The 24019-nt window shown below is 68.2% G+C and carries 19 protein-coding genes; 7 read left to right on the forward strand and 12 right to left on the reverse strand.

Translation table 11 applies throughout. The annotated features are described in order from the left end of the window. Window positions 1-3: 3 nt before the first annotated feature. Genes ON40_RS03230 through ON40_RS03245 form a run of 4 tightly spaced genes read left to right on the forward strand, consistent with a single transcriptional unit; the run spans window position 4 to window position 4366 of the window. On the forward strand, window positions 4-1140 hold the full coding sequence (locus ON40_RS03230) for an STM4014 family protein (RefSeq protein WP_245567634.1): 1137 nt from the start codon (window positions 4-6) through the stop codon (window positions 1138-1140). Further along, window positions 1137-2111, forward strand: a complete 975-nt coding sequence (locus ON40_RS53070; protein ID WP_245567635.1) for an STM4013/SEN3800 family hydrolase — start codon at window positions 1137-1139, stop codon at window positions 2109-2111. The genes ON40_RS03230 and ON40_RS53070 overlap by 4 nt, the downstream gene beginning before the upstream one ends. Continuing rightward, a complete protein-coding gene (locus ON40_RS03240; protein ID WP_040818318.1) occupies window positions 2108-3442 on the forward strand; it encodes an STM4012 family radical SAM protein in 1335 nt (444 codons plus the stop codon). The genes ON40_RS53070 and ON40_RS03240 overlap by 4 nt, the downstream gene beginning before the upstream one ends. A gap of 6 nt (window positions 3443-3448) precedes the next feature. Beyond that, the gene (locus ON40_RS03245; RefSeq protein ID WP_040818320.1) at window positions 3449-4366 is read left to right on the forward strand and encodes an STM4011 family radical SAM protein; all 918 of its coding nucleotides are present in this window, start codon (window positions 3449-3451) and stop codon (window positions 4364-4366) included. Window positions 4367-4420: 54 nt separating this feature from the next. Here ON40_RS03245 and ON40_RS03250 read toward each other — a convergent pair whose 3' ends face one another. The 3 genes from ON40_RS03250 to ON40_RS03260 form a co-directional block, all read right to left on the reverse strand. Further along, entirely contained in the window at window positions 4421-4957 is a 537-nt protein-coding gene (locus ON40_RS03250) for a DUF2771 domain-containing protein (protein WP_040818322.1), read from the reverse strand. After that, window positions 4954-6747 (reverse strand): MFS transporter, encoded by a 1794-nt coding sequence (locus tag ON40_RS03255; protein ID WP_040818324.1) that lies wholly within the window; start codon window positions 6745-6747, stop codon window positions 4954-4956. The genes ON40_RS03250 and ON40_RS03255 overlap by 4 nt, the downstream gene beginning before the upstream one ends. A 222-nt stretch (window positions 6748-6969) precedes the next feature. Beyond that, window positions 6970-7752 (reverse strand): glutaminyl-peptide cyclotransferase, encoded by a 783-nt coding sequence (locus ON40_RS03260; RefSeq protein WP_040818326.1) that lies wholly within the window; start codon window positions 7750-7752, stop codon window positions 6970-6972. Window positions 7753-7769: 17 nt separating this feature from the next. Here ON40_RS03260 and ON40_RS51110 point away from each other — a divergent pair, with 17 nt between their 5' ends. Together ON40_RS51110 and ON40_RS54300 are read left to right on the forward strand one after the other, a co-directional pair. Continuing rightward, window positions 7770-10190: a DUF3027 domain-containing protein gene (locus ON40_RS51110; protein ID WP_245567636.1), complete on the forward strand. Its 2421-nt coding sequence runs from the start codon at window positions 7770-7772 to the stop codon at window positions 10188-10190. 8 nt (window positions 10191-10198) lie between these two features. Then, on the forward strand, window positions 10199-13393 hold the full coding sequence (locus ON40_RS54300) for a sacsin N-terminal ATP-binding-like domain-containing protein (protein WP_245567637.1): 3195 nt from the start codon (window positions 10199-10201) through the stop codon (window positions 13391-13393). On the opposite strand, the gene ON40_RS03275 is transcribed toward ON40_RS54300, so the two are convergent. Further along, entirely contained in the window at window positions 13374-14063 is a 690-nt protein-coding gene (locus ON40_RS03275) for a TetR/AcrR family transcriptional regulator (RefSeq protein WP_245567638.1), read from the reverse strand. The two genes, ON40_RS54300 and ON40_RS03275, sit on opposite strands and share 20 nt — an antisense overlap. Then, the gene (locus ON40_RS03280; RefSeq protein ID WP_245567639.1) at window positions 14060-14296 is read right to left on the reverse strand and encodes a DUF2530 domain-containing protein; all 237 of its coding nucleotides are present in this window, start codon (window positions 14294-14296) and stop codon (window positions 14060-14062) included. The genes ON40_RS03275 and ON40_RS03280 overlap by 4 nt, the downstream gene beginning before the upstream one ends. Window positions 14297-14360: 64 nt before the next feature. Here ON40_RS03280 and ON40_RS03285 point away from each other — a divergent pair, with 64 nt between their 5' ends. After that, a complete protein-coding gene (locus ON40_RS03285; protein WP_040818332.1) occupies window positions 14361-14798 on the forward strand; it encodes a MarR family winged helix-turn-helix transcriptional regulator in 438 nt (145 codons plus the stop codon). A gap of 30 nt (window positions 14799-14828) precedes the next feature. Here ON40_RS03285 and ON40_RS03290 read toward each other — a convergent pair whose 3' ends face one another. The 7 genes from ON40_RS03290 to pdxH form a co-directional block, all read right to left on the reverse strand. Continuing rightward, window positions 14829-15218, reverse strand: coding sequence for a YccF domain-containing protein (locus ON40_RS03290; RefSeq protein ID WP_218008727.1), 390 nt, complete (start codon window positions 15216-15218; stop codon window positions 14829-14831). Window positions 15219-15457: 239 nt separating this feature from the next. Further along, window positions 15458-16663 (reverse strand): GNAT family N-acetyltransferase, encoded by a 1206-nt coding sequence (locus tag ON40_RS03295; protein ID WP_040818365.1) that lies wholly within the window; start codon window positions 16661-16663, stop codon window positions 15458-15460. Between the two features lie 323 nt (window positions 16664-16986). Then, window positions 16987-18159 (reverse strand): AI-2E family transporter, encoded by a 1173-nt coding sequence (locus tag ON40_RS03300; RefSeq protein ID WP_083895376.1) that lies wholly within the window; start codon window positions 18157-18159, stop codon window positions 16987-16989. Window positions 18160-18252: 93 nt separating this feature from the next. Then, entirely contained in the window at window positions 18253-19962 is a 1710-nt protein-coding gene (locus ON40_RS03305) for an ATP-binding protein (protein WP_040818337.1), read from the reverse strand. A 397-nt stretch (window positions 19963-20359) separates the two neighbouring features. Further along, window positions 20360-21673, reverse strand: a complete 1314-nt coding sequence (locus ON40_RS03310) for a citrate synthase (RefSeq protein ID WP_083895377.1) — start codon at window positions 21671-21673, stop codon at window positions 20360-20362. Between the two features lie 180 nt (window positions 21674-21853). Then, window positions 21854-23137 carry an MFS transporter gene (locus ON40_RS03315; RefSeq protein ID WP_040818340.1) on the reverse strand — a complete coding sequence of 428 codons (1284 nt, stop codon included), beginning with the start codon at window positions 23135-23137 and terminating at the stop codon, window positions 21854-21856. 112 nt (window positions 23138-23249) lie between these two features. Then, on the reverse strand, window positions 23250-23927 hold the full coding sequence (gene pdxH, locus ON40_RS03320; RefSeq protein WP_083895378.1) for a pyridoxamine 5'-phosphate oxidase: 678 nt from the start codon (window positions 23925-23927) through the stop codon (window positions 23250-23252). Window positions 23928-24019 lie beyond the last annotated feature (92 nt).

A 24019-nucleotide genomic window follows, 5' to 3' on the forward strand; every position in this document is an offset into this window, starting at 1 on the left:
CCGGTGAGCCGCGACGATCCGCCCCGCTGGGTGGTCGTCGGTAACGGTGCGAATCGGCGGGTGCGGATGTTCGCCGACGCCGCGCGGGCGGCCGGGCTGCCGCGACCGCGAGTGGTCGAGTGGTGCGCGGTTCTGAGCGGCGCGGGGCAGGATTTCGCGCCGGACGAGCTGGTGCGCCTGGATTCGCCGGGCGAGGATCCGGTGGTGGACGAGATGCTGTGCGGTGTGAAAGAGCCTGCCCAGGTGGAGGGTTCGGCGCGCTGGTATTCGGCCTGGTTACGGGCGGTGCGGTCGTTGCGGGGCGGGATCCGGCTCGACGATCCGGACGATCTGGCCGCGTTGTTCGACAAGCGGTTGTGCCATGCGCGGCTGGCGGCTCGCGGTGTGCCGGTTCCGGATTCGCCCACCTCGGGTGCGGGGATCGCGGTGCGGGACTGGTCCGAGGTTCGCGCGCGGCTGCGTGCGGCCGGTCTGCCGCGCGCATTCGTCAAACTCGCACACGGTTCTTCGGCGTCCGGGGTGCTCGCGGTCGAGACGACCGCGTCGGGACGCGTGCAGGCGACCACCTCGGTCGAACTCACCTCCGACGGTCGGCTCTACAACTCCCTGCGCGTGCGCAAATACACCGACGAACGCGAGATCGCCGCGATCGTCGACCGGCTCGCACCCGACGGCCTGCACATCGAACGCTGGCTCCCGAAGGCGGCGCTGCGGGGCCGCTCGGCAGATCTGCGGGTCGTGGTGGTCGCGGGGCGCGCGACCCATGCCGTCGTGCGCACCGCACGCACACCGCTGACGAATCTGCATCTCGGTGGCGCCCGTGGTGATCTGGACGAGGTGCGCACCCGGGCCGGGAACCGCTGGGCGCGGGCCCTGTCGATCTGTGAGCAGGCCGCCGCCTGCTTTCCCGAGACGCTCTGCGTCGGAGTCGATCTGCTGCCCGCGATCGGCTGGCGACGTTTCGTGGTCGGCGAGGTCAACGCGTTCGGGGATCTGCTGCCGGGCCTGACCGGCCTGCCGGAAGGTCCGGCCGCCGGGCTGGACACCTACACCGCGCAGATCCTCGCGGCACACCGGCGGTACGGCCTGGACGTGCCGCCGGCCCGCGAACTCGTCTCGGCCGGAAGGCATCTCCGATGACAACCGTCCCCGAATCTCCCACCGGCCTCACCGCCGATCGTGCTGGTCTCGACTCGGATCCGGTCGGCCCCGCGCCGGATCGTGCTGGCGTCGACTCGGATCCGGTCGGCCTTGCCCCCGATCGCGCGGGCCCTGACTCGATCCCCGCCGACCTCGATCCGGATATGAACGAGGTCGTCGGCCGTGACGACCTGCTGCTGCTCACGCTGGACACGCTGCGGTACGACGTGGCCGCCGAGTTGGCGGACGCGGGTGAGCTGCCGACATTGTCCGCCCATCTGCCGGGTGGTCGATGGCAGCGCCGCCATGCGCCGGGCAATTTCACCTACGCCTCCCACCAGGCCATATTCGCCGGATTCCTGCCCACGCCCGCCGCGCCCGGTCCGCACCCGCGCCTGTTCGCGGCACAGTTCGCGGGCAGCGAGACCACCGCGGAACGCACCTTCGTCTTCGACGCCCCCGATCTGGTGACCGCCCTGGCCGGGCAGGGATACCACACGGTGTGCATCGGCGGGGTGGGCTTCTTCAACAAGCAGGGCGCGCTGGGCAGTGCGCTGCCCGGTCTGTTCGCGGAGAGTCACTGGGAGCCGGAATTCTCGGTGGCCTCGCCGACCTCGTTCGAGGCGCAGGTGGCGTGTGCGGAGAAGGTCGTCGCGGGACTGCCGCCGCAGCAGCGAGTCCTGTTGTTCCTCAACGCTTCGGCGCTACATCAGCCGAACTGGTTCCATCTGCCCGGAGCCACCCGCGATGCGGGCGACACCCGGATCACCCATGCCGCGGCCCTACGCTACATCGACCAGCACGTGGGCCGGCTGTTCGACGTGATGCGTTCGCGGCGACGCTGTTTCGCCATCGTCTGCTCCGATCACGGCACCGCCTACGGAGACGGCGGATACACCGGGCACCGCCTGGGCCACGAATCGGTCTGGACCGTCCCTTACGGTCATTTCTTCCTGGAGCCGTCGCCGTGACCGTCGCCGCAGTACCCCGGCCCTATCAGAACTACGTCTACGCGTATCCGCACAAGACGTCGTACCGGCCGCTGACGCCGCGTCCGGCGCTGGCCGATCTGTGGAGAAACCAAGCGCGGCATGCGTTGTCGCTGTACCTGCACATTCCGTTCTGCGAGGTGCGCTGCGGATTCTGCAATCTGTTCACCCGCGTCGGCGCACCCGACAGGCTGACCGGTCGTTATCTCGACGCCCTCGATCGGCAGGCGCATGCGGTGCGCGAGGCGCTGGGGGAGCGGCCCGCATCGCGGTTCGCCACGGCCGCGTTCGGCGGCGGCACTCCCACCTATCTCGCGGCGCACGAGTTGGAACGGCTGTGCGATATCGCCGAACGGGTGATGGGTGCGGATCTGCGGGCGATCCCGCTGTCGGTCGAGGCCTCGCCCGCCACCGCCACGGCCGATCGCCTGGCCGTACTGGCCGCGCGCGGGACGACGCGGCTGAGCCTGGGTGTGCAGAGCTTCGTCGATGCCGAGGCCCGCGCAGCCGTGCGCCCGCAGCATCGCACCGACGTCGAGGCCGCACTGGGCCGGATTCGCGATGCGGGAATTCCGGTGCTCAACATCGATCTGATCTACGGCATCGACGGGCAGACCGAGTCCAGCTGGCGGCAGTCCCTGGACGCTGCGTTGCATTGGCGGCTCGAGGAGATCTATCTGTATCCGCTCTACGTGCGCCCGCTCACCGGTCTGGGGCGGAATATAGATCCGGCTGTCTCCGAACAGGATTGGGATATCCAGCGGCTGAGCAGATATCGCGAGGGCCGCGACCGCCTGCTCGCCGAGGGCTACGAGCAGATCTCCATGCGCATGTTCCGGCGTATCGACGCGCCGCCGCAAGGTCCGGACGATTACGCCTGCCAGACCGACGGCATGATCGGCCTGGGCTGCGGTGCCCGCTCCTACACCAGCACGATGCACTACTCGTTCGACTACGCGGTCTCCATGCGCGAGGTGCGGTCGATCATCGATACCTACACCACTACAACGGATTTCACCCATGCCGTAGTGGGCCGCGCGGTCGATGCCGAGGAGGCTCGGCGCCGGCACCTGCTGCAATCCCTGCTCCAGGCACAGGGATTGGCGCTCGCCGGGTACCGGCTGCGGTTCGGCAGCGATCCCGGTCGGGATTTCGCCGATCAGCTGGGGTTGCTCGCCGATCGCGGCTGGCTGGAAGCGGACGTCGACCGCCTGCGCCTCACACCGCTCGGGCTGGCCTACTCCGACGCCATCGGTCCCGAATTCTTCTCACCCGCGGTCCGATCCGCCATGGCCGCCTACGAATTGCGTTGACCGGCGATGGATCTGACGCTGCTGTATCGCGGGCCGCTGGCATCGTGCGATTACGACTGTCCGTACTGCCCGTTCGCCAAACGCCGCGATACGCCCGCGCAGCTGCGCGGCGATCGCGCCGCCCTGCAGCGGTTCACCGCCTGGGCGCGTGAGCGGAGCGACGATCGGCTCTCGATCCTGTTCACTCCCTGGGGCGAGGGGTTGGTGCGGTCCTGGTATCGCCGTGCGCTCGTGGAACTTTCCCATCTGCCGCAGGTCGAACGCGTCGCGATCCAGACCAATCTGAGCTGCCGGACCGACTGGCTCGCCGAAGCCGACCTGGACGCGCTGGCTCTGTGGTGCACCTTCCATCCGGGCCAGACGCCGTATCCGCGTTTCCTGGACAAGGCCGAGCGCCTGGTGCGAGCCGGTGTGCGCTTCAGTGTCGGAATCGTCGGCCTCCCGGAGCATCTCGCGTCCGCGCGGCAGTTGCGTGCGGATCTACCGGACCACGTCTACCTCTGGGTCAACGCCGCCGAGGGGCACAGCTACACCGAGGCGCAGGCCGACCTCTGGACCGCACTGGATCCGCTGTTCCCCTACAGCCGCCACCCACACCGCTCGGCCGGACAACCATGCCGTACCGGTTCCCGCGTCCTGTCCGTCGACGGCGAGGGGACGGTCCGCCGCTGCCATTTCGTCCCCGAAGTCCTCGGCAACCTCTACGACGGCTCCTATCGCACCGCACTCGCACCCCGCCCGTGCCCACGTACCGAGTGCGACTGCCACATCGGCTATGTGCACCTCGAAACCCTGCCGCTCTACGACGTTTTCGCCGGTGGGGTCCTCGAACGCATCCCGGCCGCACCCATTCGTCCCGACCTCGCGGTACCGGTGGGGCTACCCGGATCGCGCCCTCCCACAACTCTTTCCGTCACGAAATAGGCCGGATCGATCGACGAGACACCGCGCCGGGTGGTCGAAGCCGATGCGCTTCGCTCAGGCGGTCTTGATCGACCAGGCCTGGTACGGGACGAAGAACTCTTGGCCCATCTCGTCGCGAGCGGGCAGGACCAATTGCATCTCCAGGCCGACCAGACGCAGGTTGGGGGTCGGGCGGGACGGGACGGTGAGGGCGAGGGTGCCGGGATCGAAGTCGAGATAGGTCTTCACATCGCGGACCACGGTGCGATTGTCGGGAAGGAGGTACTCGCGCACCATGACCCACGGTGCGTCGGCGATCTTCTTCGGCAGCGAGATCTGCACCGGATTCCCGGCGGGCTGCACCGGCACGGTGATGTCGCTCTGCTGGCACGGGTTCATGTGCACCTGCCCGGACTCGGCGATCCCGGCCACCGTGCAGTACTTGTACGGGGGCACGGTGACGGATTTCCCGTGCGCGTACACCGTGAGCGCCGGAGGCGGTGTGGTCGTATTCCGCACGGCCACGGTGACGACAGCGGCGACTGCGACGATCACAACGAGCACGCCTGCCGCGGCCAGCGCGACGATCGTGCGGGTGCTGGGCTTGGTCACGGATTTCCTGTCGCTGGTCGGGATGCGGCGCCGGGCGGGGAGTCCGCGGGGACCTCCTGCTTGGCGTGTTGCGGTCGGTTGCCGCCCAGGCCGGGCAGCAGCGAATGCCCACGGTAGCTCACGAAGGTTTGCACCAATCCCAGTGCCAGCACCGCGGCGACCACGGCGAAGCCCTCCCACCACGTCGTGGGCAGCAGGACGCCGCCCGCGCCGCCGACCACCCAGGACAGCTGCAGCACCGTCTCCGATCGGCCGAATCCCGACGCGATCGACTCCGGCGGCAGATCGTCCTGGATCGAGGCGTCCAGCGAGACCTTCGCCAAGGCGCTGGCGCATGCGGCGACCAGGGTCGCCAACGCCGCGCCCAGCAGATTGTCGGTCAGCGCCGCGACCACGGCGACGACCGTGCACGCGGCCGTGCACACCAGCACGATCAGCGCCGGACGTCCGAGTTTCATCCGCGCACCGGTCGCATTGCCCGCGAAGTTGCCGATCGCCGCGGCCGCGCCGACCGCCCCGAGCATCGCGGCCTGTTGCACCGGACGATGTTCGGTCGATTTCGCGACGAAGGCGACGTAGAAGGTCAGGAATCCGGTGAGCACCCGGATGGCGCTGTTTCCCCACAGACCGGTCACCACCGACCGGCCCAGTGGCTGACGGCGTTTGTTCGGCTTGATCGGCGACGTCGCGTCCTTGTCGAGGACCTCACTGTCGCGGTGATAGCCCAGCGTCGTGGGGACCTCCCCCTCGGTGACCTCGACCCAGGACGGGATGCGCAGGCTCAGGTACGTCCCGGCGGCGGCGATGAGCGCGGCGAAGACCAGCGCACCCGGCGATCCGGCGACCGCGGCGACCGCTGCGGCCACGCCGCCCGCGCCCAGCGTGCCGCCGACCAGCCCGAAGACCGTGAGCCTGGAATTGGTGCGCACCAGATCGATATCCGGTGGCAGGACGCGCGGGGTCACCGCACTCTTGAGCACCGCGAACGATTTGCTCAGGATCATCATCACCAGGGCCAGCGGATACAGCGCCCACCCGTCGAAGTTGAAGATCAGCACGATCGCGACCACCGCGCGCACGGCAAACGAGCCGGACAGCGCCAGTCTGCGGCCGCGTTGCAGCCGGTCCAGCAGCGGGCCGATCAGCGGTGCGATCACCGCGAAGGGCGCGATCGTGATCAGCAGATACAACGCCACCTTGCCCTTGGACTCCGCGGTCTGCGCGGCGAAGAACAGGGTGTTGGCCAGGGCTACGGCGATGGCCGCGTCCAGGGCGAAGTTGGCCATCGTCGCGTAAACCAGTGCGGTGAGCCCGGATTCGCCCGCGCCGTCGGCCTCGGCCGCGCGCTGGAAGGTGCGCAGGCCGCGTCCGGTGAGTTCGACGCTGCGCATCGCCACGACTCGGGTGACGGTCAGCTTGCGTGGAGTCTTGCCCGGTGCGCCGGGATCCCCGGCGGGCGGATCGGTGTCGGGCGGGGTGTCCCGGGACGAGGCATCGCGCAGTGGCCGGGTCGGCGGCGGGTCCCGAGGCGGTGCGCCCCCCGGTGGAGTCTCCTGCGACATGCTGTCCCCCGGCGGGGTCGACGGCGAATGGCCCGAGGGCAGGCGACGGGTCATGAATTCGGGCACATCGGGCTCGTCGCCGCGTCGCGGCAGTGGTGGCAGCCGATCGCGGGACGAAGTGTGCGGCGGGGGGTACCGGTCGTAACCGGGATGTCGCTGGGTGAGCGGGGATTCCTCGCCGTCCCGCCGCCCCGGATCGGTGCCGGAGGGGTCACGGGAGGCAGTCACAACGTCGATTCTCCCGCACTCGCCACGAATGTGCGGCCGGGGCCGGTGTGTTCGGGCCGCCGGATGTTCATGGGGTGACGAATCCCACTCCGAATCCGGTCGGCCGGGGTGTTGCTGGCGTTCGGAGCGTCGGGTGGTTCGGGTGTTCAGCGGGGTGCGAATCGCGCCGCGATCGTGGTCGGGCCGACTTGTTGACGGTGATCGGGTGGCTTGTTCAAGGGTTCAGCGGGGCACGAATCGCACTTCGAACGCGGTCGGCCAGTTCTTGCCGGTGATCAGGAAATGGTCGGTGCCGGGAATGTCGGCGATGCCGTTCAGGACGTCGGCTCCGGCCTGCTGGGTGGGGGTGAGCAGGCCGGATGCGTCGATATCGCCGAGTACCCGGCCGGATCCGGGGTCGATGTGCAGGATGTGGTTGGTCGGCCAGTCGTTGGCGTAGACGGTGCCGTCGGGGGCACAGTCGAGTTCGTTGAGGCGGGCACCGGTGTGACTGGTCAGCCGGATCGAGCCGGTCGGGGCGAAACTCATCGGGTCGCGGAAGGTCAGAGTGCTGGTGCCGTTGCTCATGACCAGGCTTTTTCCGCGTGTGCACAGCCCCCAGCCCTCGCCGTCGAAGTGCACCTGCCGGCGTTCGGCGAGGGTGCTCGGGTCGCGGGCGAAGGCGATGCCGTTCTTCCAGGTCAGCTGCCAGAGTGTGTCGCCCGCGCGAGTGACGCCCTCGCCGAAGTACTGCGGGTCCAGGTCGATGCGGGCCAGTTGCGCGCCGGTGCCGAGGGTGCTCGCGCGCAGACCGGACTTGCCCTCGAGTCCGGTGCTCTCGTAGAGCACATCGCCGTCGATCTCGAGGCCCTCGGTGAACGCGGTGTTGTCGTGCGGACGGGTTGCCAGCACCTGTACGCCCAGGTGCGGGGTGTTGTCGAGCGCGGCACATCCGGTCGTTCCGGACAGCGTCACTGCCAGCGCGAGCAGTCCTGTCGCGGCCAACGCACGGGGTTTGCGTTCCATGCGGCAAAATGTAGGGCGTGAGCGCAGTTTCTGTTTCGGAGCCCGGTGTGCGACCGATCCTGGCGGAGGCGGTCGACGTGGCTCGCCGTGCGCTCCTGGAGCTGCAGCCCGAAGGCGTGGGCGAGCATCTGGGTGTGACCGCCGAGGACGAGTACGCGGCCACCCATCATTTCGCGACGACCCTGCCCGGTTATCGCGGCTGGCAGTGGGCGGTCGTGGTGGCCGCGCCGCCGGAGGCCGACCGGGCCACGGTCAGCGAGTCGGCCCTGCTCCCCGGGCCCGACGCCTTGGTCGCACCCGATTTCATTCCGTGGGATCAGCGGGTGCGGCCCGGCGATCTCGCGCCCGGCGATCTGCTGGCACCGCTGCCGGACGATCCGCGTCTGGTCCCCGGCTACCTGGTGACCGGTGACCCGGTCGTCGACGACGTCTGTGAGGAACTCGGCCAGGGCCGCGCGCAGGTGTTGAGCCGCGAGGGTCGCGAAGAGGCCGCCGAACGCTGGTTCACCGAATACGGTCCCGACACCGATATGGCCCGCGCCGCCCCGTCGACCTGTCGCCTCTGCGGTTTCTACGTCCCGCTGGCCGGCGCCATGCGCGCCTCCTATGGCGTCTGCGCCAACGCCCTCGGCGCCGACGGCCACGTCGTCCACGCCGAATACGGCTGCGGAGCCCACTCCGATACCGAACTTCCCACCGGCGGCGGCTCTCCCCTCTACGAGGCCTACGACGATGCCGCCGTCGAACTCGTCTCCCCTGAGGAACTGCGCAAGCCGTCGGCTGTCGCGACAGGAGATGCGGTCGAGCAGGACGCGTCCGCGTCGGTGGAGGCTGCTGCCCCGGAGGGCGAGCTCGCACCGACGAGCGAGGTCGTGCAGGAGAATGCCGCTGCGTCGGCGGATGTCGTCGAGCAGGCGAGCACAGTGACAACGTCCGACCCGGTCGCTCCGGCGGGCGTGGCTGGTTCTGCGGATGTGGTTGCTCCGCCGGGCGCGGCGAGTTCTGCGGATGAGGTTGCTGCGGCGAGTGCGGTCGGTTCTGCCGATGTGGTTGCTCCGGAGAATGCGGCCGGATCGGCGGATGTCGTTGCGGGACAGGATGCTCCCGGGGCGGCGGATGCCGTCGCATCGGAAAGTTCGGGCACGTCGTCGGCTGCTGATGCGCCGGAGACGGTAGCCGCGTCGGCCGTCGTCGCGCGGGAGGATGCCTCCGCGGCGGATATCGCCGGACCGGAGGCTGTGTCCGTGCAGGAGGATGCTCCTGCGGAATCCGTTGGTGCCGTAGCGGAATCGGTGGAGCCCGGCTCTGCTGAAGCGTCCGCTCGAGTTGCCGAGTCCGAAGACGCGTCGAGCGCCGAAGCGGCTGAGGCCGATCCGGCCGAGGATGTTGCCGTGGCTGCCGAGGCCACGGTCGCTGAAACCGCAGAATCTGCCGCGACCGGCGAGTCTGCATATGCCGCAGTGAATTTCGACGCCGACGAGACTGTGGTGGCGACCGACGGTGCTGCTGACACGACCGAGGGCGCTGGCGCGGCCGCGACCTCAGCTGTCGTCGAGACCACAGGTGAGTCCCGGACCGCTCCGGCCGACCGGCCCTGGGCCACAACCGATACCCCGGCCTCGACGAACCCTGTTGTGGCAGAAGAAGAGTCGGCACCGGCAAGCGTGCCGACCGTGAGTGTCGATCGCCCGGCGGGCCCAGCTAACCCGGGGTTCCCCAGGGTTGAAGATTCAGCAACCGCTGCCCCTGAGCACTCCACAGCTTCGACGGGTGCGGCGGACGAGCTGCCCACAGGTTCAGCCGATACCGCCGTCTCCGGTCCGGGTGCGACCGCTGAAGTATTCGCCTCAGCTGCGGTGCCGTCCGAGTCTGCGGCGACTGTCGCTGCCGAATCGTCCACCACGTCGACGAGTGGAGCCGAGCCGTCCACGGGGTCCGCTTCCGGTTCGGTTGAGTCGGCATCCGCTGTCGAGGCATTCGCGCAGGCCGCAGAGCCCGTTCAGGAGTCGGCGGCCGCATCCGCCGAGGTGACGGGTGGAATCGCGGAGTCGTTCGAAGAACCCGTCGCCGAGGCATTCGGTGGTTCGACGTCGACCCCCGCCGAAACGTCTGCTGCGGCCGGGGATCGGTTCGGCCAGTCAGCGCCCAGTGCCGAGTCGTCGGGTACCACCGGCGAGTCCGCGGGTTCCGCTGATGTGGCCGTCCCGAGCTTCGGTGCTTCGGCATCGGCGGTGCAGGAGTCGGTGGATTCGACAACCGTCACGGGCCCGGTGGATGCCGACGCCTCGGTGGATGCCGATGTGGCCGAGGGTGTTTCCGGTGGCCCGGCCGATGCCGGAGGCTCGGGTGGGACGGAGTATCACGATGCCTGGGCGGTGTCGGCGGTGCGTGTGCGGCACGATGCCGAGGGTGCTTCCGGGGCGGCGGAGTCGAGCTGAGCGACGTCGTGGGGGATCGGTTCGGGTCGGCGGGCCTTCGGGCGGGGGTGCTCGATGCGTGGCGCGGTTCGCCGACGCGGCTGCGTGAGGACGCGGCCACCGAGGCGGACCTGGTGCGCGCCGGATATCGTGATCGGCTGCTGACGGAGCTGGCGCAGAACGCCGCCGACGCCGCGGCTCGGGCGGGCGTGCCGGGGAAGCTGGCGGCGTGGTTCGAGGGCCGGACCTTGCATGTGGCCAATACCGGTGTGCCGCTGGATATTTCGGGTGTTCATGCGCTGACCGCATTGCGGGCTTCGGCGAAGCCGGGTGCGGACGCCTCGGTCGGCCGGTTCGGCGTGGGCTTCACCGCTGTGCTCACCGTCGGCGACGAGATCGAATTCCGTTCCCGCACGGGCACTTTGCTGTTCTCCCGCGAGCGCACCCGGGATGAGCTGCGCCGCAACGAGATCACCATTCCGCAGGACCCGGAGTTCGTGCCGCCCGCGCTGCGTCTCACTTGGCCGCTCGATGTGGAGCCGGTCGACGGATTCGACAGCGAGATCGTCGTTCATCTGCGTGCGGACGTCGATATCGCGGCCTTGTCGGCCGCCATGCGCGCCGAGGCCGCCGATCTGCTCCTGGAACTGCCCGCCCTGCGTTCCCTGCGCATCGATGAGGACGAGATACGCAGTGAATCAACCGAACTCGGCGGCGGCCTGCGGCAGCTGACGGTGTCGGGTGCGGAATCCGGCGAACGGGTCTGGTGGCAGTTCGACACCGCCCGCGCCCGCTGGCTGCTGCCGGTGGTCGACGGTCGCCCGGTCCCCGCCGGAGACGACGTTCTGCGCGCACCGACCCGCTCGGACGAGGAACTGTCCCTCCCCGCCCTGCTCATCGCGCAGATCCCCATGCAACCCGACCGCCGCCGCCTCCTGCCCGGCGCCCGGGTGGCCGAATTGGCCTCCGGTTACGCCGATTTCGCCCGCGCACTCCCACCCCGAGACCGATTGATCCTGGTCCCGGCCCCGGGATTCGCCCGCAGTGAGACGGACTCCCTGCTCCGCGAAGCCCTCGTCACCGAACTCCGCACCGAAGCCTGGCTCCCGGTGGTGTCGATCCACCCCGCCGCTACCTCCTCGCAGCACCCGACCGGGCTCGGCCGAGCGAACACGACCGCAACCGCAGATGAATCCGCACATTCGGTTGCCGCCGTGGATGAATCGGCCGTCCTCGCATCTGCCACGGATGACCTCGCCGACCGTACGACGCAACAGGACACAGCCGGTCTGTCGATCGGCAGCTCGGCGGAAGCTGCTGCAGCTGTGGATGAATCGGTACGTTCGGTTGCCGCTGTGGATGAATCGGCCGCTTCCGTATCCACCTCGGACGACTTCACCGATCGCACGACGCAACCGGGCATCGAAGCTCTCTCGATCGGCAGTACGGCGAAATCGACTGTTGCCCTCGATGATTCGCTCGGTGATGCGCCGGATTCGGGTATCGTCGAGACGCAGTACCCGGGGATCGCCCTGGCAACCCCCGCCAGGGCGAGCATATTCACCGGCGTGACAACGGAATTGGCCGATCTGCTCGCCGGTCTGCTGGGCCCGCTGGTGATTCCCGAACTCTCCGGCCGAGCCGCTTCGGATGCGCTGAACGTGCTGGACGTGCACCGGATCGGTCTGGCCCGCATAGCCGATCTGTCCTCGAGTCTGGAACGTCCACCGCAGTGGTGGTATTCGTTCTACGACGCACTCGAGCCGTTCGTAGTCGATCCGCTGGCTGCCGAGGAACTCGGGGCGCTCGCGGTGCCGCTGGCCGACGGTCGTCGCGTGACGGGGCCGCGCACGGTGGTGCTGGGCGACGAGTTGGAGCTCGTGGACGTCTCGTGCGGCGATGATCTCGTCGCGGAGATCGCCCTGCCCGTGCACTGGGCGCGCCTGGTGCATCCGGAGGCGGCGCACGATCTGCTGGGTCGTCTCGGTGCGCGCCAGGCCACGGTCGAGGATCTGCTCGCGGATCCGGCGCTGGAGGCGGCGCTGCAGGACGATCCGGCCGACCCGGACACCGTCGACGCGGTGCTTCGCCTGGCCGGGCAGCTGACCGATCCGTCCGCACTCCCGGACTGGCTGGGCACGCTGGAGCTGCCCGACGAGGACGGCGAATTGCTGCCAGCCGACGAGTTGCTGCTGCCGGGCGCACCACTGGCCGGGGTGCTAGCGCCCGATTCCCCGTTCGGCACGGTCGATTCCGCGACCCTCGACCGGTACGGCGAGCAGGCGTTGCGCGCGATCGGCGTCGGCTGGGGATTCTCGGTGGTCACCGAGCTCGACCCGACCGGCCCGGACCACCATCTGGATGATGAGGAAACCTGGTGGGAGACTCTGGTCGAGGATCCGCCCGAACTGATCGCCGTGCGTGATCTGGATCTGGTCGACCAGGACGCCTGGCCGAATGCGTTGCGGCTGTTGCTGTCCGAGCCGCGCACTCGTCGCTGCCTGGCCGATCGTGACGGCTACACCGCCTGGTGGTTGCGTCACCACGCCCGGATCGGCGGCACTCCGCTGGGCCTGTTCCGCGCACCCGGCGACGAGGTGTTCGCCGGTCTGCTGCCCGCCCCGGCCGACCTCGATCCGGCCGATCTCGCCGCCCTGCACGCGGTCCTGGCCGATCCGGACACCATCACCCCGGAACTGGCTGCCGCCCTGCTCGACGCACTGGCCGATCCAACGAAAACCCCGTCCCCGGAGGCGATTTCGCAGACGCACCGCAGACTCGCGGCCGCACTGGACGTGCTGGATCTGGACGAGCTGGCCGTGCCCGAGCGAGTGCGCGCACTGTCGGGCGCGGTGATCGATCCCGCCGACGCCCTGATCCTCGACGAACCCTGCTACGGCCTGGCGGTGCCGCCGGATCGGCTGGTCGTGGGCGATCGCGCTACCGCGCGGGCCCTGTCCACCCTGCTGGATCTACCGCTGGTGTCCGAGGCGGTCACCGCCGAGGTGCTCGGCGCGGGCCGGGTCGGCACCTGGCAGGACGAGCCGCTGGGTGTGGTGCTGCGACTGGAGTTCGGTGCGGCTCCGGCGGATGCGCCGTTGATCGTGCACGAGAACCTGCGGGTGCGCCTGAGTGGCGCGTACGAGGCGACCGTCGAGGTGCCGTGGTGGCGCGAGGGCGAGGTGACTCACGTTCGCGCGCAACCTATTGCGCGTACGTCGTGATCATCTCCGCGAGCACGTCCAGCTGATTCCGGACCGCTTCGCTGTCGTTGTCCACCAGCCAGCGCAGCACGATGCCGTCGATGACCGCGAGGGTGAATCGGCTCAGCGTGGCAACCGGCACCGACCAGCGGGTGCCGGTGGCGTCGCGGGCATGTTCGAGAACATCACCGACGGTGGAGTCGTTGAATGTGTATTGCTCGCGTGCGATCGCCAGTTTGGCCGGAGTTTGTTCGCTTTCCCGCAGTGCATAGGTTGTGGTTTCGTAGGTCAGCAACTGTCGTTCGGGTGTGGCTTCGATGTTCAGCCACAGAAGTTCCAGGCTCGCTCGTACGAGATTTTGAAGCGATTCTTTTCCACTTCCGACGCCCTGCCAGACCGTTTCGTTGGTCTCGACGGAATCGCGCAATTCCATCGATAGTGCCTTGACCAGTTCGGTCATCAGCGCGTCCTTGTTTTCGAAACAGTAATGCACCACACCGAGCGAAACTCCGGCGGCTTGCGCCACGTCACGGGTGGTTACCCCGGCCACACCCTTTTTTTCGGCCAGGCCGATAGCGGCCTCGATAAGGTGGGCGCGGCGTTCTTCGACGCTCAATCGGGAGGACACCCACGCAGTTAAGCGGGAAGGACGCGAACAGTCAATTCGCGAGCGCGAAAAAGTCGCCCTCAAAGTCCTTTCTGTGCGCCCTTGTCGCCACGCCGCGCACCGCGACGTTGAATCATGAAGATGATGTAACCGAGCAAACCCACGGCCAAGCCCATCAGGCAGATCGGTCGCGCGGGAGCCCACCCGTCATTCACCCAGACCGCGATCGTCGCAATCGCCCACAAGATGGTGCCGATGGCCAGTACCGGACGCGGATCGGTCAGGCGCGGCGGAATTTCGGGCACGTCGGAGGTCACGATGCCAACGATACCGCCGCGATCGAACATCTCCGGTCGGGCGTGTCACGTATCGTTCAGCTCTGTGACAACGGCTTCCGACATACGAGCCCTCGCCGCCGACCTCTCCCTGGCGGTGGTTCGGCTGACCCGACATCTGCGGGGTCGCCGCGCCGAGGCTGAGATTTCGCTGACCCAGCTGTCGGCCCTGGCGACCCTCAATCGCGACGGCTCCCTGACTCCGGGCGCACTGGCATCCAAGGAACGGGTGCAACCACCCTCGATGACGCGCGTGATCGCCTCGTTGACGGACATGGAGCTGGTCAAGCGCGACCCGCACCCGACCGACGGTCGTCAGGTCATCGTCTCGCTCTCCGAGACGGGCCGGGCGCTACTCGCCGACGAGGCCAACGCCCGCGAGGAGTGGATGACCGATCAGCTCTCCGGTCTGACTGCCGCTCAGCTCGACGTGCTGCGCGAAGCGGTCGGGATCATGACGCAAATCGTGGACGAATCGGAATAGCGTCCCAGCGCAGGGTCGCGGACGCTGCGTTCAGCGCCCGAAAACGGCCTCACTCGGCACGATTTCGCGGCCCAACGGCATCAACGACACCGGGATGAGCTTCAGATTCGCCCAGCCGAACGGAATTCCGACGATCGAGATGAACAGCGGAATACTGGTGAGCAGATGCCCCAGGGCCAGCCACCATCCGGCGAAGATGAGCCAGATGACGTTTCCGACCGTCGAGGGAGCGCCCGAACCCGGCCGCACGACGACCTCTCGTCCGAACGGCCACAGCACGTAGTTCGCGATGCGGAACGAGGCGACGCCGAATGGAATGGTGACGATCAGCACGCAGCAGATCACCCCCGCGAGCAGATATCCCAGCGCCATCCAGAACCCGGCCAATACCAGCCAGATCACATTCAGAACGAACCGAATCGTCTCCACAACCCCAGCATGCCAGTGCGCACCCGGACCGGCCACTCCAAAAGCATGTCCCGCGCTCAGGGGGGCGGTAGTGCGGTCGGGGCGGGGTCGAATTCGGTCAGTGGGTGCGCACCCGGGGGGCGGCTCCGGCGAGGTACGCCGCTGCCCTCGAGCTGGGGTAGCGCGCGCTGCGGGCCGGGGCGCCTACTCGAGCGCGGCATCCGACGCCGCATAGGGGGACCGTGGTGCGGTCAGAAAGCCCAGCCGAGGACGGGATCGCGGTCGCTCCGGAAGGCCAGGTCCAGGTCTCGCAGTACGGCCGGATCCTTCGCCCGAATGCGGTGCGCCGCAGCTATTCTCCGAATGCGATGGGCGCCGAGATAGACCGAGCCCAGTACGTCGATGCCGAGTTCGACATCGGCCTCGCGGGTGGTCGGTGCGCATTCGGCGCGGCCCTCCCGCACCCGCAGCGCGAACACGCCACCGGCTGCCCGGAACGGATCATGCACCGCGACAACGATATCCAGGTCCGCGTCGTAGGACCGAGCGGTCAGCGCCGCGGGAACGTCCATGATCCGCGACCACAGTGCATCGCCCAGGCCCGTGGTGTGGACCAGCCGCGGGTCGGTGAACAGATACGGGAGCGGATCGTCCGGCGCGATCACCGCCTCGATGTGATCGAACAGTTCGAGCGCGCTCAGCGCCCGCCAGAGTGCGGCGTGCGCGTCGGGGGTGATCGCGCGTAGCTCCACCACCTCGAGCGCGGAACCCGATTCGCGCCGGTGGTAGCGGTACAGCGCGTAACCGTCGGGGTGGGTGAGCGCGAACAGTTCGGTCCCGCCGCCGCGGAAGCGCGGATGGTCGGCGAACATCGCCTCCCAGGCGGGCTCCGGGCGCAGCTGCGCGCCCGGCTGCACCCGTCGCCAGAGGTCGTAGATCGGGGGCACGATTCGCTGGGCCTCGTCGATCGAGGTCAATTCGACTCCGCCCGGATCCGGTGTGTCGGAATGGAATTGGACGAAGCGACGATCGAAACGGATGTGCTGCTGGCAGATCGACGGGCCGTAGCCGAAGCGGCCGTAGATCCCGCCCTGGCTGGCCGTGAAGACGGTCAGCGGCAGCCCGCGTGCCTCGGTGCGGCGATGCTGCTCGGTGTACATCGCGCGCAGGATGCCGCGTCGCCGATGTGTCGGTGCGACAGCGACATTCGCGATCGACTCCACCTCCACCGGATGACCGCCCGGAACCGTCAGCGTCTGCTGATATGCGGCGGTGTACCCGACGATTCGATCGCCATCCTGCGCCACGATGCCGTTCTCGAGCGCGAACAGGCGGTGAGCCCGTTCGCTTTCGACCGGATCGCTCAGCATACCGAAACTGATGTCGCCGAGCAGTCGTACCGCGTCGGCATCGGCCGCGGTACCGGAGCGCAGAGTTATCCCCGACGTCTCTGTCATAGCTGCACCATTGCACGTATCGGGACGACTCCGCACTCCGTTTTCCCCGCGGAGTGTTGCCGGGCCGGATCCGGTCCGCCCCCCGACGTGACGGGCCGAATCGTTTCCGCAGGCGACCGCGACCGGATCGAACTGCCCTGCCCGGAACAGTCCGATCCGATATCGCGCGCCGCGCCGATATCCGCGCGCCCCGCCATCCCCTCCGAGGCGGGCCGAGTCGGTGATCGGATCGCGAGGTCCGTCGAACCTCACAGAAGAGACGATCCCGCACCGGACTCGACAAGCACTTAACAAGACCTTGCAGCGTCGCCGCCCGCGGCGAACTACTTCTGCGAACGCCGCCACAGCCGTCGATAACGGGAGGTGGTGCGTTCGATCCGCGGATCCTCGGCCACCTCGTACCGCGGGACGTACTCGCTCAGGAAGGCCTGCACCGTCGCGGTGGCCGGAATCGCCAGCAGCGCACCGACCGCGCCCAGCAGGGCGCCGCCCGCCAGGACCGCCAGCAGTGCCACGGCCGCGTTCACATCGACGGTGCGGGCGGTGATGCGCGGTTGCAACAGATAGTCCTGGAACCACTGGTAGATGATCGAGAACACGATGATCCACACCGCGTCGATCGGCCTGATGGTCAGCGCCACCAGCACCGGCAGCGTGCCCGCGAGATAGGTGCCGATGGTCGGGACGAACGAGGCGACCACACCGAACCAGACGCCGAGCGCCAGGGCGTTGGGCAGTCCGAGGATCTCCAGGAACACGCCGTGCGCCAGCGCGGAGATCACCGCGAGCAGGGCGCGCGAGTACAGATATCCGCCGGTTTTGGAGATGGCCAGATCCCAGGCGCGCAACACCTCCTGCTGGCGGGGCGGTGGCAGCAGTGAGCACACCGTGCGCCGCAGCTTGGGGCCGTCGGCGGTGAGGTAGATGCTGAACAGCGCCATCGTCAGCACCTGGGCCAAGCCGCCGAGCACCGTACTGGACAGGCCCCACGCGTTGTTGGCCGCGGTCTGGGCGTAGTTGTTGAGCACATTGGAGTCGTGCAGCAGGCGATCGCGTAACTGGTCCACCGTGAAGTGCTGGTGGAACGTGTGATTGATCCATCCGACGAGTTGGTTGATCAGACCGGGCAATTCGTGCAGCAGGTTGCTGACCGTCTCCACCAGCAGCGTGACCAGTGCCGCGAGAAACCCTGCGACACTGGCGAAAAGCGCCACGAAGACCACCGCGGTGGCCACTCCGCGATGCACTCCGCGCGCGGAGAGCATGTTCACCGCCGGTTCGGTCGCCAGCGAGACGAAGAACGCGACCAGCATGATCGTGAAGATCCCCAGCAGCTTGTGCGCCGCCCAGTCGGTGATCTGATACGCGCCGAGTAGTGCGAACGCCAGCACCATCGCCCGCGGCAACCAGACCGGCATGCGGTGAGTTCCGTTCGAGGAGGGCTCGGGCGGTGTGTCGTCGCCCTGGTCGGCCTGCTCGTCCGGATGTTCGGTCATTTCATCCAGTGTGCCCGCTCGGGCCCGGTTTCTCCGGCTGCGACCCGCCCCGCGGCGTCCCGTCCGGCCGGGATTCTCGCGCCGGACGGTCGATCATTGCCCGACGACTTTGCGGTAGTCGTAACCGGTCTGGGGATCGACCGCCGGTCCGCCCAGTTCCGTGCGGGCCGAGGCCCGCAGGAATTCGGTGGCCGCGATGCTCGCGGTCGGATCGGCGTGCCGGATCGCGGTGGTGAGGCGGCCGCCGCGATAGAGCAGGCCGGGATCGCGGTCGGCGGAACACCATTCGGCCGCGTCGTCCTCGATGCGCTGGCGCCACAACAGGAATGCGCGATTCTCCATGATCCAGCCGCGCAGCCGGTCCCAGTGCAGCAGGGTGTCGTGCACGAGGTCGGCGTGGCGTACCTCCACCACGATCAGGCGCATGCGGATCAGGCGATCGACCAGATCGCGGCCGGATCCGGTCCGGGCGGCGATGCGCAGCAGATCGGTTGTGGGCGTTCGTCGCCGGGAGTAGCTGCCGTCGCGGTGCACGGTGGTCAGGGTCAGCAGCAGCTGGCGGGCGTCGGTCTGTTCGTCCGGAGTCAGCTCGGCCCACCGGCGTTCGGCGATCCTGGCGATCTCCCCGGCAGGTCCGCCGACCTTCCGGTAGGCGGCGATATCGATGCGATCGCCGGTGTGCGCGGCCCACAGCGATTGCATGGTGGTGGAGAGGACCGCCAGCTCACCGGGATTGGCTGCTGCTCTGTCCAGAATCGGCCGATCCGATTCCAGGGCGTTGAGCAGCAGATCGACCACTCCCGGATCGACCGCGGCGCCACAGCTGCGCACCGGGCCGACGATGACCGAGGTGAGTTCCGGTCGCAGCATCGGATTCAGCGTGAAACTGTTGTGCTGCACCGCATCCGCGAGCCACGGGTACTGCGCGCAGGAGACCAGGTCGTCCGAGCGGATCGAGATCAGCACGGTGCCGATCGTGGCCACCTGTTTGAGCCAGATCAGGAAGGCCGCGCGTTCGGTCGGGTCGATCTCGGGACGGTACAGCCGCTCGAACTGGTCCACGATCAGTACCGGCCGGGCCTCGCCCGCCCACTGCCGCACTACTTCGAGATCCGGCCCGCCGACCGCGAGTTCGGTTGTGCCGCCGAAGGTCCGGACCGCTGTCGCGAGTGGATCGCGGCCCGCGGTGAGCATCGTGACCGCCCACCGGCCGCCCTCCGAGCGCAGTGCCGGAACCAGCGCGGCGCGCAGCAGCGAGGTCTTGCCCACGCCCGATGCGCCGGTCAGGACGATCACATCGGCGGGGCGCTGCGGCGTCGCCGACATCCGGACCATGGTCAGCAGGGCGGTGAGCGCGCGGCGTCGTCCGAAGAAGATCGCCTCGTGCTGCTCGGTGTATTCACGGGCCGGATACGGTCGCTGCGTCGTGGCGCCGGTGGTGTCGGCCGGGCTCGACCGCGCCGCCGTCCACAGCATCCGCCAAGCCCGCGTATTGACCGCCTCGCCGGCACTCCCGGTGCGGCGCTTGGCTCGTGCGCCCAGTACCTGCAGCACCGGCAGCAGTGATTCGAACCGCGCGGGCACGTTGCGCCCACTGAGCCAATCGCTGATCCGCTGCGCCGAGGCCAGCGCCGATCGGACCTGTCCGCCGGTCTCGTTCGCCCGCAGCTGGGCCAGCATCGCGACATTGCGTAACGACGGCGCACCCGCGGCCCGATGCAGTGCCGAGAGCCGACGCGCGAATTCACTGCGCGCCGACCCGCCCTGAAACTGGCGACCGTTACCGATATCTTCGATTGTCATATGTGCCCCCCAACGGACTCGAGGACCCGCTCATCAGGCGACGAGCGGATGTTCATGCTCTCGAAGGGATTAGACGGCGCGAAACCCGATTCAGTTCCCGTCACGACCGGGCATTTTCTCGGGGGCGTCACGAAGCCCGGACAACCAGCTACTTTCCGCCGTCCACCTGCACGTGAGCGGCAGTGTTCGACCGGGCCCCGGGCACGTGCGCTGCCGCACCGATGTCCGGACCGGGGGCATCCTGTCGATTCCGCCCCTCGCTCGCGGCCGGGCCGTGTTGTCGCACTGCGGGTTTCACCCCACGTGGCGTGGCTCTCGCCTCGTGGCGCCGACGCCGGGGCGTTGAAATGCGGAAGGCCCGCTTCCGGAGTCGGAAGCGGGCCTGTGCCGAAGGGGTTCAGCGGCCGTTGATCTCGGTGAAGTCGCGGGCGCTGTAGCCGGTGTAGATCTGGCGGGGGCGGCCGATCTTCATGGGCTCGCCGTGCATCTCGCGCCAGTGGGCGATCCAGCCGGGGAGGCGGCCCATGGCGAACAGCACGGTGAACATGCGGGTGGGGAAGCCCATGGCCCGGTAGATGACGCCGGTGTAGAAGTCGACGTTCGGGTACAGGCGACGCTCGACGAAGTAGTCGTCGGTGAGCGCGGCCTCCTCGAGCGCCTTGGCGATGTCCAGCAGCGGATCCTGCACGCCGAGCTTGGTCAGGATCGAGTCCGCGGTCTTCTTGACGATGGTCGCGCGCGGGTCGTAGTTGCGGTAGACGCGGTGCCCGAAGCCCATCAGCTTCACGCCGTCTTCCTTGTTCTTGACCTTGCGCACGAACTCCTTGACGTCACCGCCGGAATCCTTGATGCCGTCCAGCATCTCCAGCACGGCCTGGTTGGCGCCGCCGTGCAGCGGGCCCCACAGGGCGTTGATGCCGCCGGAGACCGAGGTGAACAGGTTCGCGTCCGAGGAGCCGACCAGGCGCACGGTGGAGGTCGAGCAGTTCTGCTCGTGGTCCGCGTGCAGGATCAGCAGCATGTCCAGGGCCGCGGCGACATCCGGGTCGACCTCGTAGGGCTCGGCAGGGAAGCCGAAGGTCATCCGCAGGAAGTTCTCCACCAGCGACAGCGAGTTGTCCGGGTACAGGAACGGCTGACCGACCGACTTCTTGTACGCGTAGGCCGCGATGGTCGGCAGCTTGGCCAGCAGGCGGATCGTGGACAGCTCGACCTGCTCGGGATCGCGCGGATCCAGCGAGTCCTGGTAGTACGCCGACAGGGCGTTCACCGCGCTGGAGAGCACCGGCATCGGGTGCGCGTTGCGGGGGAAGCCGTCGAAGAAGCGCTTGAGGTCCTCGTGCAGCAGGGTGTGCCGGCGGATCCGGTCGGTGAAGTCCTCCAGCTGGGCCGCGGTCGGCAGCTCACCGTAGATCAGCAGGTAGCTGACCTCGATGAAGTTGGAACCGGCGGCGAGCTGCTCGATCGGATACCCGCGGTAGCGCAGGATGCCGGCCTCGCCGTCGATGTACGTGATCGCCGACTTGGTCGGAGCCGTGTTCACGAAACCGGGGTCGTAGGTGACGTACCCGGTGCTGGCGAGCAGCTTTCCGAGGTCGATCCCGTCGTTGCCCTCGGCGGCCTTGGTGACTGTCATCGGGTAATCGCCGCCGGGGTAGGACAGTACCGGCTTGGCGTCGTCGTCGACGTTGATGATGTTCTCAGCGGGCACGGAAGGATCCCTCTCAGGCTAGAACCGGTAGGCATCGGGCACGGTCGGTGTTCGATGCGCTCACCGTCAACGCTAGCCGTTAGCCGTTGGCGGTGGATCGTGAGGGTCTGGTTGACTACCTCACGGTCACCTCTGTTCGAGGTGAGCTTCGCGAGGGTCTCGTGGTAGTGGCCGCGATGATCACACGACCGGGATTTCGGCATGTGCGCGGGCCACCCGGTATCGCACGAAGCCCGGGAAGACCAGCGCCGCGAGCGCCATACCGATCACCACGAGCACGCCGCCGCCGGCCGCCGCGACCGCGGTACCCAGGGCCGCGGCGGCAAAACCGTGGGCAACATCACCCAGGCGCGGGCCGCCCGCGACCACCACCGTGAACACGCCCTGCAATCGGCCGCGCATCTCGTCGGTGGCGACCTGCTGCAGCATGGTGGTGCGCAACGTCGCGGAGAACATGTCCACCGCACCGCCGAATGCCAAGCAGCCCACCGCGATCCAGAGTCCGACGGTGGTGCTCAGCAGATGTCCGGTGACGCCGACCGCGACCCCGAAACCGACCATGGCCACACCCCACAGCGCGATGCACACCACCACCGCCAGGCCCTGTCGTCGCAGATGGGAGAGCCAGCCGGAGAAGATGCCGCCCGCCACCGCGCCCGCGGACAGCGCCGCGAACAGCAGGCCCAGGGCGGTGCCGCCGGTGATCGGATCGCCGAAGGTGTCGTGGGCCAGTTCGGGGAACAGGGCTCGCGGCATGCCGAACACCATCGCGATGATGTCCACGGCGAACGAGGCGAGCAGGATGCGCTGAGTGGTCAGATAGGCGAATCCGTCTGCGACAGTGCGTAATCCGGCTCGCCGGGCATCGCCGGTCGGCGGCACCTCGGGCAGCTTCCACACCGCCCACAGCGTGGCCAGCAGGGCCACCGAATCGATCAGATACAGCGTCGAGAGGCCGAGCACCGGGATCAGCGTTCCCGCCAGGACCGGCCCGGCGATCGCGCCGAACTGCATGACCGTCGCGTTGAGCGAGTTGGCGGCGGGCAGCAGATGGCCGGGCAGCAGCCGCGGATAGACCGCGCTGCGCGTGGGCTGATTCACGCCGAAGAAGCCCTGCTGCACGGCGAACAGTCCCAGCACCAGCCAGACGTTGTTCACGCCCGCCAGTGCCTGCACCCAGAACAGCACCGACGTCAGACCGGTTCCGGCGCTGGTGATCAACAGCAGTTTGCGCCGGTCCATCACGTCGGCCAGCGCACCGCCCCACAGTCCGAACACGATCAGCGGCACGAGTCCGAACAGCCCGGACAGACCGACATATCCGGAACTGTGCGTGATCTGAAAGATCTGCTGCGGCACGGCGACGACGGTCAGCTGCGCCCCGATGACCGTGACGATATTGGTCGTCCACAGGCGGCGAAAGTCCTGGTTGCGCAGCGGGGTGATGTCGGCGAGCAGTTTCACTGACGGAACATTAACGGTTCCGAAAGGCCCGAGAACGCCAATTTCGAGTGATTCATCCCATGATTGCAAGTGTGGCTATCTGCCCCCGCCGGAGCGAAGCGGAGGCCAAAAATCACGGCTGCAGGCGCTCGATCTTCATGGCCGATACGTCGGGGTTGCCGACTTCCAGGGTGACGCGGATGCGGTTGTGCAGGCGGCTGCGGCGGCCCTGCCAGAACTCGACCGTTTCCGGGGTGAGCTGGTAGCCGCCCCAGTTCGCGGGTACCGGGAGTTGTTCGACGTCGTCGAAGCGGCTGGTCACGCTGTCGAGTGCGCGATCCAGATCGGCGCGGGAGGCAACCGGGCGGGACTGCTGTGAGGCCCATGCGCCGAGTTGGGAATTGCGCGGCCGGGAACGCCAGTACACGGCCGTGGTTTCCGCGCTGACCTGTTTCACCGGTCCGCGCACGGTGACCTGCCTGCCCAGCGCGGGCCAGACGAACGTGATCGAGGCGTAGGGGATAGCGGCGAGCTGATTTCCCTTGTCCGAATCGTAATTCGTGTAAAAAGTCACACCCGCCTGTGAGAGCCCCTTGCACAGCACCGTGCGCGAGGCCGGGCGCGGGCCCGCGCCGGTCATCTCCACGGTGGCCAGGACCATCGCATTCGGCTCGGCGATACCGGCCCGGGTGGCCTGCTCGATCCAGTTGCGCAGCAACGGTTCCCAGCCGTCGGAAAGCCAGGATTCGTCGAGATCGGGATCGCCGCCGTATTCCGCGCGCATGGCGGCGATATCCATTTCTGCGCGCATCGCCGCACCCACATCGGGGTATACGGGGTTCGAATTTCCAGTGGGAAATCCCACTCGGGCTTCCGCGGAACCGGGTGAATTCTCCTCGTCGC

The organism is Nocardia jiangxiensis NBRC 101359 (assembly GCF_000308615.1).
In the GTDB taxonomy this organism is placed as follows: Bacteria; Actinomycetota; Actinomycetes; order Mycobacteriales; family Mycobacteriaceae; genus Nocardia; species Nocardia jiangxiensis.

Bases quoted from the DNA above. Each gene is read 5' to 3' on its own strand.
- ON40_RS03295 (WP_040818365.1), bottom strand. From the start codon at position 16,663: ATGACAGAGACGTCGGGGATAACTCTGCGCTCCGGTACCGCGGCCGAT.
- ON40_RS03305 (WP_040818337.1), bottom strand. From the start codon at position 19,962: ATGACAATCGAAGATATCGGTAACGGTCGCCAGTTTCAGGGCGGGTCG.
- pdxH (WP_083895378.1), bottom strand. From the start codon at position 23,927: ATGCGCGCAGAAATGGATATCGCCGCCATGCGCGCGGAATACGGCGGC.
- ON40_RS03260 (WP_040818326.1), bottom strand. From the start codon at position 7,752: ATGGAACGCAAACCCCGTGCGTTGGCCGCGACAGGACTGCTCGCGCTG.
- ON40_RS03300 (WP_083895376.1), bottom strand. From the start codon at position 18,159: ATGACCGAACATCCGGACGAGCAGGCCGACCAGGGCGACGACACACCG.
- ON40_RS03245 (WP_040818320.1), top strand. From the start codon at position 3,449: ATGGATCTGACGCTGCTGTATCGCGGGCCGCTGGCATCGTGCGATTAC.
- ON40_RS53070 (WP_245567635.1), top strand. From the start codon at position 1,137: ATGACAACCGTCCCCGAATCTCCCACCGGCCTCACCGCCGATCGTGCT.